At 37.2% G+C, this 10,628-nt stretch carries 13 protein-coding genes; 8 read left to right on the top strand and 5 right to left on the bottom strand.

What is annotated here, in order from left to right:
- Positions 1-355 (top strand): hypothetical protein (locus P9B04_RS07095; protein WP_342054298.1); only part of this gene is annotated, 355 nt, incomplete at its 5' end.
- Between the two features lie 15 nt (positions 356-370).
- Here the strand turns inward: P9B04_RS07095 and P9B04_RS07090 are convergent.
- From P9B04_RS07090 to P9B04_RS07080, 3 genes are read right to left on the bottom strand one after another with little or no spacing between them, the layout of a single operon-like run.
- A complete protein-coding gene (locus tag P9B04_RS07090) occupies positions 371-541 on the bottom strand; it encodes a hypothetical protein (protein WP_342054297.1) in 171 nt (56 codons plus the stop codon).
- A 56-nt stretch (positions 542-597) separates the two neighbouring features.
- Positions 598-1,359, bottom strand: coding sequence for a hypothetical protein (locus P9B04_RS07085; RefSeq protein ID WP_342054296.1), 762 nt, complete (start codon positions 1,357-1,359; stop codon positions 598-600).
- 34 nt (positions 1,360-1,393) lie between these two features.
- The gene (locus P9B04_RS07080) at positions 1,394-1,621 is read right to left on the bottom strand and encodes a hypothetical protein (RefSeq protein WP_342054295.1); all 228 of its coding nucleotides are present in this window, start codon (positions 1,619-1,621) and stop codon (positions 1,394-1,396) included.
- Between the two features lie 271 nt (positions 1,622-1,892).
- On the opposite strand from P9B04_RS07080, the gene P9B04_RS07075 reads away from it, so the two are divergent.
- Complete coding sequence (locus P9B04_RS07075; protein WP_342054294.1) at positions 1,893-2,252, top strand: DUF3303 family protein; 360 nt, start codon at positions 1,893-1,895, stop codon at positions 2,250-2,252.
- Positions 2,253-2,677: 425 nt separating this feature from the next.
- A complete protein-coding gene (locus P9B04_RS07070) occupies positions 2,678-3,415 on the top strand; it encodes a hypothetical protein (protein ID WP_342054293.1) in 738 nt (245 codons plus the stop codon).
- 133 nt (positions 3,416-3,548) lie between these two features.
- Here the strand turns inward: P9B04_RS07070 and P9B04_RS07065 are convergent, their stop codons facing one another.
- Positions 3,549-3,917 carry a hypothetical protein gene (locus tag P9B04_RS07065; protein ID WP_342054292.1) on the bottom strand — a complete coding sequence of 123 codons (369 nt, stop codon included), beginning with the start codon at positions 3,915-3,917 and terminating at the stop codon, positions 3,549-3,551.
- Positions 3,918-4,103: 186 nt separating this feature from the next.
- Here P9B04_RS07065 and P9B04_RS07060 point away from each other — a divergent pair, with 186 nt between their 5' ends.
- Entirely contained in the window at positions 4,104-4,439 is a 336-nt protein-coding gene (locus P9B04_RS07060) for an EF-hand domain-containing protein (protein ID WP_342054291.1), read from the top strand.
- Between the two features lie 405 nt (positions 4,440-4,844).
- Positions 4,845-5,810 (top strand): DNA cytosine methyltransferase, encoded by a 966-nt coding sequence (gene dcm, locus P9B04_RS07055; RefSeq protein WP_342054290.1) that lies wholly within the window; start codon positions 4,845-4,847, stop codon positions 5,808-5,810.
- Here the strand turns inward: dcm and P9B04_RS07050 are convergent.
- On the bottom strand, positions 5,807-6,748 hold the full coding sequence (locus P9B04_RS07050) for a tyrosine-type recombinase/integrase (RefSeq protein ID WP_342054289.1): 942 nt from the start codon (positions 6,746-6,748) through the stop codon (positions 5,807-5,809). The genes dcm and P9B04_RS07050 overlap by 4 nt on opposite strands.
- 154 nt (positions 6,749-6,902) lie before the next feature.
- On the opposite strand from P9B04_RS07050, the gene P9B04_RS07045 reads away from it, so the two are divergent.
- The 3 genes from P9B04_RS07045 to P9B04_RS07035 form a co-directional block, all read left to right on the top strand.
- A complete protein-coding gene (locus P9B04_RS07045) occupies positions 6,903-7,874 on the top strand; it encodes an NAD(P)-dependent alcohol dehydrogenase (RefSeq protein WP_342054288.1) in 972 nt (323 codons plus the stop codon).
- A 342-nt stretch (positions 7,875-8,216) separates the two neighbouring features.
- Entirely contained in the window at positions 8,217-8,879 is a 663-nt protein-coding gene (locus P9B04_RS07040; protein ID WP_342054287.1) for a TetR/AcrR family transcriptional regulator, read from the top strand.
- A gap of 886 nt (positions 8,880-9,765) precedes the next feature.
- On the top strand, positions 9,766-10,628 hold an 863-nt coding region (locus tag P9B04_RS07035; protein ID WP_342054286.1), incomplete at its 3' end, for a hypothetical protein.

Raw genomic sequence — 10,628 nt, 5'->3', positions numbered from 1 at the left:
AGAGAAAATTGATCAAAAAGGTAATTTTGGTGTTGGAGTTAATCAAGGAGAGATTAGTGGAAATGCCAAAATAGGGGGAGTCATTAATGAGGCACAACAACAAGACCTTGCTGAAGCGGCTACTGAAATTCAACAACTATTAGAAAAACTAAGTGAAACCTATCCCAGTAATAGCCAGAAAGAAAAAATGGTGATAGCTGGAGAGGCTATTGAAGAGATAGAACAAAATCCTTCACTAACCCAAAAATTACTAAGTGCAGTAAAAGCAGGGAGTGTGGCCGCCCTTGAATCAATGTTAAATCACCCTGCCGCTTCCTTTGTTATAGCTGCGCTAGAAGACTTAGAAGACAGTTAAGATGGCTCCTTTCACCTACTTATCTAATAAATTTATTATCTGGTATCTACCATGAACACCAGCAGTAACTGTTAACTCTAAACTATTATCAAGATCAAAAAATAGTGAAGATACATCTGGTCCCTTCCCAGAAAAATCTACTGATTTATTTAGTGTTAGAGCTATGGAAGTTTGAGCAATTGTCATGCTAGCAAAAATTATGCCCCCTGTTACGAGACTTTTTTGAAGATTTTTCACAATTTTTACAAACTGCTAAAAATCTGAGCATTATAATTGTGATAAGTTTGATTAAAGAAACGTTTTCTTGAAATAGAGAGGAAAGACTTTAGAACTTTTTTTCCAGATTTTAAGTAGAATTTGTTGTCTTCAATCTTATTAATTACCTTAGCAGGATATAGCCTTTCTTTTTGGTTGAGAAAATTCCCACTACGCACTAATAAACCCTTAAGCATCTGAGTATTTTTAGAGACTAGCAAACCATCAAATTTTCCGAGCAAACCGTCCAATGCTTCTACTCGAATATCATCACTTATTGCTAATTCTCCAGGGAGCAGATTTTCTTTTTCCACTATCATATAAGGCATCACTTGTTCTGGGAATGGATATGACCATGACATTAAGACATCACTCGCATAGTTAATATTGTTCCAGGGCCCATAAACCATTTCTTGTTCCCAATATTCATTTTTAATAGAGTAAGTCTCGCAATAGGGTTTCATTCCCATCAAATCTTTTTGAGTACAATTAATATTGATGAATTGGGGTGTTGTTGAGCTAATATAATCGATTGGGACTAAATATTTCTCAAATCCAAATAACCCTGAGAGTTCAACAACTATGTAACTGACAACCATGGTTTTTGGCTTGACTATTATACGCCTCAATTGGCCTATATGTCCTTCTTCACCCATTACTTGAGCCTTGAAAGTTAGCTCAAAAAGGGAATCTTCCTGTTTTTCTTGGGGCTCATTGATTGGTGTTGGAGTTAATGTATTTGTTTTCACAGTTTTATCCTCTTATCATTTTACCAGACTCTTTTTAACGGGCCCGTTGTAAGTCGTAAATGACTTTTTCTAAATACCATTGCTGTGTATGGTTAGGATGACTTCTTTGTTCTCCACTAAGTAAACGGTTAGCAGTAGCACTATTCCCATGTACTAGAGTCATTAATTGCTGTTTCAATTCACCTTGTGAGTTACCATTATTTGGTATTTGGCAGTCGTTGATGATTTGATTCCAGATTGCTTTTATATCTTGTGTATTCATGCCTTAAATCCTTTTTTTATTTCTTATTTCTTATTTAACTCTAATCCCCTGTTGTGTCTTATTCGTGTCATGGCTATGGCAATTTCACTTTATGCTATCAAGATTTTTACTCAACACAGAACTGAAATAAAATTGTCATAGCCATGAAAACTCTGGAAAATAAATTAAAAATATCTCGAAACAATCAAACAAAAATCTATTTAAGTTGATAGATTTTTGTTTAACGAAGATTTTAATCCTTATTAAAAATTAGGAGAAAATTATGCGCTTAATGTTGAAATTTACAATCCCTGTGGAAAAGGGGAATCAGGCAAAGGCTGACGGTTCTATGTCACAAGCAATTAAAGATTTGATCAATACCGTAAAACCTGAATCAGCTTATTTCTATGTGGAAGATGGTAAGCGCGCTGGAATGGTTGTGTTTGAAGCGTCGGATCAAGCACAAATGGCTGCTATCAACGAACCCCTCTTCGCTAAGTTGAATGCACAAGTCAATATTTGTCCCGCATTAACTTTAGAGGATTTACTCCAGAACATTCCTACTCGTAGCGTACAACAAGATCGCCTCCATAACTATGGTCAAGTTGTTGGTGCTTGCCTCGTGTCTTCTTCTCAAAACCTTGGTCGTTAACGTCGACCATTTTCTCTTGTTAAAAGCCTCGTCAACTGATGGGGTTTTTTGTTGGAAACCGTAAATTATTGGGCTTCGCCCTCAAAGGCAGAAGGTTTAGTCGATCTTCTTCCTTACTCATTAGACCTCTTGCAAAAGTTTTTTATGGTATATTGAGGGGTTGATCATTTTTTGAGTTTTCCCGAATAACTGTCAGATTGGCGATCGCCGAAATTTAATTATTCAAAAAAAATGAGAAATTTTGGCTATCTTGTCACGTAATTAAGAAAAAAAATAGCACTGAATTATATCACAAAAGACTTTTGCAAGAGGTCTAATAAAGATGAGCTTTCATGACACATCTCAGTCATAAGAATGCTAAATCCCCGTCATCAAGATTTTTTAGTCTAAAAATATCTTGAAAAGTTAAAAGAGGGAGATAAAAGATGGTTGTTGTATCAACTAATAACAAATTAACAACTCAGACAGCTAAAGTTTTACTCAAAAAGATTAGAACTAACCAACAACAAGTTCAGCAAAAAATCCTTAATCACCCCTATCTCAATGGTCTTGAGCAAGGGGAAAGGGCTGACTCAGTTCTGCGCTCATTTATTGGCAATCAATATCACCTAATGCACAGTATTGTTGGTGCTGATGCCCAGATGAAAAAACGATTTACCAACACCGAGTTGGCAAATTATTTTGAGCAGATGCTTCGCTCAGAACTAGAGGCTTCTCGCGCCTTATTGCTGTTGGCACAAACACTAGGAATGAGTGAAGAGTCTCTTGAAACTTATGAAACTGAGCCAGATGCGTTAGCTTATGGATACTATGTTTCAAGTTTAGCCACTAATGGCTCCCTTGCAGAGATTGTGGCTAGTTTAGGGGTAAATTTTCCGATTTGGGCAGGTAATTGCCAAAGGATAAGTATGGTATTGCGCCAACTTTATGGATTCAATTCTTCACAAACCCGGTTTTTCGATATTTTTGCTGAAGCATCATCCTCAATTGATGATGGACCAGTAATTAAGGCTATTAGTCTGGGTCTTGGTGCTGGAGTTTCCGAAGAAAAAATTGCTAGGAGTGTTCGCCTCATTCAAGGTTATGAGCTCCGTTTTTGGGATGCTATGGCTTCGACAATGGATGTAGATAAGAGTCAATCACAGGAGGTAAATGATGAGTGATTTGATCGTGTAGGGAATCTGTGGGAAGACTCTGAGCAAAAAATGTAAAAATTAGCCTCCAAAGATGAGGCTAATTTGCATCAGCCTAGTCGACAAGTGAGGAAACACAAATCAAATTTTAAGTGACAAGGACTTAATCATCATCATCTCTAATATCAAGCTGAATTTGATTTTTTACTTCTTCTATATAATTTTCATGAGTGGCAAGGTCAAACTTATTACTTAAAATGCAAGCTTTGACTGCGGCTTGGACAATTTTAGAGGCGCTAATATTTCCGGCTTTGAACTCTGTCTCAAAGACCAAACCACCTGGGATACCTTGTTGTTCAAAAGCGCCACTTGAGGCCATGGTGGCCATTAACCCTGGAGAAATATAAGCTTCTGGTTCGCGGACACATCCTGATTCTGGGGAAACCGAAGTTGTTTGAGCTTTGGTACTAGAAGGGAAAACCCCTAGGTTAGTAAGACTAACCACAAAGAATAAGCTTAATAGTTTTCTCATTGTTAAACTCAATTTCACGATATCTCAATAGAAATAGCCTTTATTCATACTCAATTTAGCATTTTTTTCCTCAAAAGCAAAACCTTCAAGTTGGGGTGAGAGCAGTCCGTTTCATCCGTTAAAATGAGTAATGACAGAAGCAAGGATTAATCTTAAACTCAAGAAATCAAAAAAAGGAAAATAAAGATGTCTAGAAACATAGGTATTAAAAACTTGACACAACTACTCGCATTCTCAATCTTGACCACTAGCTTGATCAGTTGTGGACAGCCGTCAAACAACAACCAATCAACAACTTCAGATACCTCTGAAGTTGTTGAATTTATCCCTGTGGAAACCTTTGCCGAAATTGATGTCAATCAGGCAGGAAAAGTAACCGCCGCTGAATTTATAGATTACTATGTAGTCAAAGCCAAAGAAGGAGAAAAAAAGACTGAAGAAGAAGCCAAGAGAAAATTTACTAAACTTGATAAAGACGGAAATGGGGAATTAACTAAAGAAGAAGCAACTGGCAAAAAATAAACTTTTACTACTTAAATAACACTACCGGAGAACTAAACATGGGTCAGAACACAGGAGAATAGCTAAAAAGCCCCTAATTGGGGCGTTAGGAAAAATGTAGAATTTAGAAGTTAGAATGTAGAATTGGAAGCTAGTAAGCTAAAAAAAGTATCATTCTAAATTCTTAATTCTAAATTCTTAATTCTTTGAATCCTATCAAATACCGTTTGCTCCTATAAGCTAACAAATTCTGTTGGCCACCTGTGATGTCACGGCGATGATGATGTGCCATCATCATCATCAATGTAGCTAGTACACTACAATTGTTCTTTCTCCATCGATGTAAACAAGTCCAAACCCTTGTATAATCAGCAGTTGAAGGGTATTTTGGCTGTTAACAGTGTTAACCTAAATACAGATTTGATTATGTCTAATTCCATTAAGTTTATCGATTTATTTGCAGGGATAGGAGGAATAAAATTAGGTTTTGAATCTGAAAATTTTGATTGTGTATTATCTAGTGATAATGACAAATATTGTCAAATAACCTTCGATTATAATTTTTCTAAAAATGGAAAGAATAGCCTTTTTTTAGAAGATATTAGCAATATTTCATCTGCGGATTTACCTGATTTTAATTTACTCACTGCTGGTTTCCCTTGCCAACCATTTTCTATTGCTGGGGATAGAAAAGGATTTGAGGATAAAGGACGAGGATATTTATTCTTTGAAATTATTAGAATATTGAAAGATAGAAAACCTCTAGCATTTTTTTTAGAAAATGTTAAGAACATAAAAACTCATGATAAAGGGAATACTCTTGCTTTTATGTATAAACAATTAGAAGCAATAGGATACAAAGTAAAAGATGCTGTGTTAAATACAAAAGAATATGGTAATTTACCTCAAAATAGAGAAAGAATATACATAGTGGGTTTCTTAAATGCTGAATCTTTTAATAGGTTTAAATTTCCAGTAAAAGCTCACTTAACACAAACTATTCATGATTGTTTGATAGAAAAAAATATTCATGAGAAATATTATTACAATGGAAAGCCTTTATTTAAAAAATTAAAACAAGAAGTTATTGATAAAAATACTATTTATCAGTGGCGTAGAATGTATGTCAGAGAAAACAAAAATAATGTTTGTCCAACCTTGACAGCAAATATGGGGACAGGAGGACATAACGTCCCAATTATATTAGATAATCAAGGTATTAGAAAACTAACACCCAGAGAATGTGCAAATTTTCAAGGTTTTTCAAAAGATTATCAATTTCCGAGAATACCTGATTCGCAACTTTATAAGCAAATAGGAAATTCTGTTTCCATTCCTGTTATTTCACGAATAGCTCATAATATAAGATTAGCATTGACAATTGACAGTTAAAACCCCAAGTTATCAACAGCCCGTCGTTTAACCGCCTCACCCCGTCGATCATATTTAGCCGTGGTGACAGGGGAAGCATGGCCAGCTAATTTCTGTACTGTGACAATATCAACACCAGCGTCCAATAAATCACTGCAAAACGTCCGACGAAAATCATGGGGGGAAAACGACTCAACCCCTGCTTCTTCTGCCCGTTTCTGTACAATGAGCAACACAGCCTGGGAAGACATACACCGATATTGAATTTTGCCACTTTTCCAGATTGGACAAAGTAAGGCACCATCAACATAACCACGGACTTTTAGCCAACGGTCAAGAATAGAGATAGCACTCTCTGGAAGATAGACCAATCGGTCTTTATTGCCCTTACCCCCAAGAACCTGTAAAGAACGGGTCTCAGGATCAAAATCTTTCAACTCAAGCTTCACAGCTTCACTACGACGTAAACCAGCACCCCTCAGAATGGCAATTAACGCCGCGTCTCTTAACCCTTGGTCTGTGGGGTCATTTTCACAGACCGTCATCAAGGACTTAATCTCATCGTTGGTTAACGCGCGACCCCTGAGCTTCCTACTTTCTTTAATACTTGGTAAATCGATACAGGCAATATAGTCGTCCCCAGTCATCAAACCCAACCTTTTCGCCTCCTTTAAAACCCTTCTGAGTGCGCACATCTTTCTGGCGGCTGTCGCTGGTGCGTATGTTTCTAGTAAAGCAGATTGGATAGCTGATGTGTGTTGATAGGTTAACTTTGACCAATCTAGGGTTAAATGATCACATCTCCCATTGGTGAGAAGAGAAGCGATCGCATTGAGACTGCCCTGCATGGTAATGCGAGAACGGGGGGAAAGCGATCGCAGATAGACAGATGCCGGATGAGCGGTTAAAGGTAGAGGAGACGCTAGTTTCAGGGAAGTGGTAGTTTCAACCGTCAACATAATTACTTATTCAAAGTGTCCTTCTAATAAGTAATCTTACAGTAAGAATCAACGGCCATTGACACCAGCTGGGAGAGTAATAAGTGTAAAGATTGAAGCTTGACAAAATTTTGATACACTCAAGGGTAAGCTCGTTCCCACACCAATGCCACCAATGAAAGCAATTGTTTTAAGAAAGTATGGTTCATCAGATGTTCTTAAGCTTCAAGAGGTAGAAAAACCACAGCCAAATGAGGGTGAGGTATTAGTTAAAGTTGAGGCAACGGCAATCAATGACTGGGACTGGAACCTTATGCGAGGCACGCCATTTTATATCCGTTTACTGTGTGGTCTCTTTCAGCCAAACATTTCAATTCCAGGTGCAGAAATCGCAGGACGAGTTGAAACAGTTGGGGATAATGTAACGCAGTTTAAAGCGGGTGATGCAGTTTATGGAGATATTTCTGAATGTGGGTTTGGTGGATTTGCTGAGTATGTATGTGTACCTGAAACAGTTTTAGCGTTGAAACCTGAAAGTATAACTTATGGTGAAGCGACAGCCCTTCCCCATGCGGCAATGCTGGCAGTACAAGGTTTAGTTGATGAAGGACAGATCCAGCCTGAACAAAAAGTATTGATTAATGGAGCTGGTGGTGGTGTAGGGACGTTGGGTGTACAAATCGCCAAATCCATTGGGGTAACAGATATAACGGGAGTGGATAGTTCCAATAAATTTCAAATGATGCGCTCCCTTGGATTTGGGCAAATGATAGATTACACTGAGCAAGACTTTACTCAGAGCAAAGAACAGTACGACTTGATTCTAGATACTAAGACAAATCGCTCCATATTCAATTATCTACGCGTGCTGAAGCCACAGGGAACCTATGTAACAGTTGGAGGTACTACCCCCAGTCTTTTACAAGCGTTATTCTTGGGGCCCATTATCCGTCTGCTCACCCAAAAGAATGTACGTCTGGTTAATCTCAAACCAAACAAAGATTTGAATTACATAAATAAGCTTGTTATAGCTGGCCATATCAAGCCCGTGTTAGATGGGCCTTACACATTGAGTGAAGTGCCGGAAATGATCCAGTATTTCGGTATGGGCAAACATAAGGGCAAAGTGGTTATCGCTATAAAGTAAGCCGATCTATACCCTTATCTGAAATCCAACACGAAGAAGAATTTATTACTAAGTGTTTTTCAAAAAATTTGCAGCAATTCTGTGTTTTGCCCAATCATAACCTAAACCCAATGAGAAATCGTTTTGAATTGATTGGAGCGAGAGTTATGCGGATTCAAAAGATTAAAAATTAATTAAATCAGTTAAGAATTAACGAAAAAATCACCTATTAGGAAAAGTTATCAACAAAAATTAATTTTGAATGCTTTTTCCTGAATTTGAACTAGTTAATTAAAATAGCAATTGAAAATCTCCCTAACGCTCGTTAGGCCAGAAAAATTCTACAAATCATGTGAGCAGTTAATGACCGATCTTAATAAGCGAGAGCAAATTATTGTAATTTGCCGAGAATTAGTCCAAGAAAAAGGGTATCAAACCTTGACAATGAGTGAGATTGCAAAAAAGTTAAAAATTAAAGCCCCTAGCATTTACCATTACTTTTCCAGTAAAGAACAAATGGTAAAAGCCGCGATAATTAGTTACAGGGATACTTTCCAGTTAATTCTTGAGAAGCTTGAGAAACAATCAGAAACTAAAAAATGCTTAGAAGGGCTGATTAACGCCTATTCACTAATCCTTAAATCAAACGGGAAAAGTATCTGTTTATATGCCTCCTTAATGGCGGAAGTAAATACGTTACCTGACTCAATCATTCAAGAGTTAAATGACTTTTTTGATTTACAAGTGAACTGGATTGTTAAGATATTCCAAAACAATAATCCCATCTCTAAAAGTGAAGCAATTATGATAATAGCGACTTTAAAAGGGTCTATGGATGTGGCGAGGTTAAAAGGGGATAGTAAATACTTTAAGAGTTCAGCTTATACCTTGTTAAATAACTTTATCATAAGTCCCGAAAAATTGAAAACACCTACTAAAAAAGGGATTTTTAATGGACTTATTGAAAAAGTATTATCCATTTATCCAAGTTCTACACCCGATTTATTTGACTTTGTTGTAGTCTAAGATTTAAAAACAGGACTAATTTATTGTCCCTTCATTAATTACTTCACTGTTTCTCCTAACCATTATTTTAAGATTGATATTTTCTATTATATCAGAGAAAAGTATTATGATTTTATTTCCATTTTTAATAAGATAAGTATATTACTTGAAAAAATAGCAAATATCGCCATAAGACGGAGCATAGATATTCAACTCCAAAACATTATAATATCATAACGAAATTGATTGAACTATTATTGATTCGACTAAAAATGGGGTCGAACTCGGTAGAAGGTTTTGGAAAAGTAAAAAAACGCAAGACTCTTCAATAAATTATCATAAAGACATAGAAGCGATCGCTTGTATTTACAAATACCTTGTTTATCATTCAAGATTTCAGCAATCAAGGCTTTGAATGGGTTTTCTGGTAATCGTGAAACCATCAAAGCCAAGTGAGGGGGATGGCTTTTGACTGACCATCAGTAATTGATAGAAACCTATTAAAGTTTAGCTAAAGCCCAATTTTGAATCGTAGGCAACCCAGAATTAATTAAAATTTATTGTAATAGTTTAGTTTCATGAAAATGGTTCCAAAAAGTTGCTAATTTCATGAGAAATTGTATATTATTAGTATGAAGAAAAAAAATTGAGAGGCTACGAGGTCTCAGCTTGCCGGCATTCCTCGTAGCCTAACCTCATCAGCCCTGTCGATGATCGAAAGGCTAACTTGTCTTTAGGTTAACGAATTGGGCTGACAAGAGCAACGAAAATGTTATGTCCTTTTCAAATTTTGTGGTGGCTACTCGCCCACCTTGAATCCTTATATCTATCTACAAAAAATTAGCCCCAAACTGGCACGTTTGGGGCATCGGGTTCGCACCCGAACAGGTCAACATTAGCTAAACCCATGATGGCACAAACAACCGAAAACCTACAAGTCCCCACAGCAAAACGTAACGGCAAGAAAATTCAAGGCAAATTTTATCCCCTTCAGCACGAAGAATATTTGACTATTCGTTCTAAACTCAAGCCGAATCAATTAGACATCTATCTCTATTTAATAACAAAGCACCCTTTTAAAGACTGCAAGCTTGAGATAGACACCTCTTTAATTTCTGAACAGCTAGGGTATCACAGACGAACTGTTCAATCGGCGATCAAGAAACTGGTATCCCTTAACCTTCTTGAAGTTGAAATCACCAAATTCAAATACAGACAAGCACGGTATAGGCATCAATCAAAACAGTCGAACGAGTCTGTAGATCGCCCACATTGTAATACAAAAGTAATACGTGAGTCTGTGGATCGCTTAAGTGAGTCTACAGATCGCCTAAACGAGTCTACAGATCGCTTAAGTGAGTCTACAGATCGCCTAAACGAGTCTACAGATCGCCAACAACCGCTAGAACCAGCACCATCAGCCGATCGCAGAACCCCTCAGACTATTCAGACTTTTGAGACCCTCCAGACCGGGGTGGGGGTCGAAAATTCTCCCCCCACGGAATCGGAACTGATTAACAAGGAAAGTGATGAGGTTCAGCAGGACAGTTACTCGGAAGTAGCAACAGTCAGGGAAGAAGAAATAGTTGATCTAAAAGATCCGAGAGAAGAAGATTCTTCCGCCGATGTAGCACAAATAACTACAAAGCGAGTCACAATGACAGTTAACAGTCACTCCTTACCAGTCACCAGTGAGGAACACTTGACAGCTACTGATGAGGTTTTTCTAGAAGACAAAAACCTGTACAATACTAGACATACCTGTACATA

Origin of the sequence: Crocosphaera sp. Alani8, assembly GCF_038442745.1 — a bacterium.
Taxonomy (GTDB): domain Bacteria; phylum Cyanobacteriota; class Cyanobacteriia; order Cyanobacteriales; family Microcystaceae; genus Crocosphaera.
This window is presented reverse-complemented; position numbering and strand designations above follow the sequence as displayed.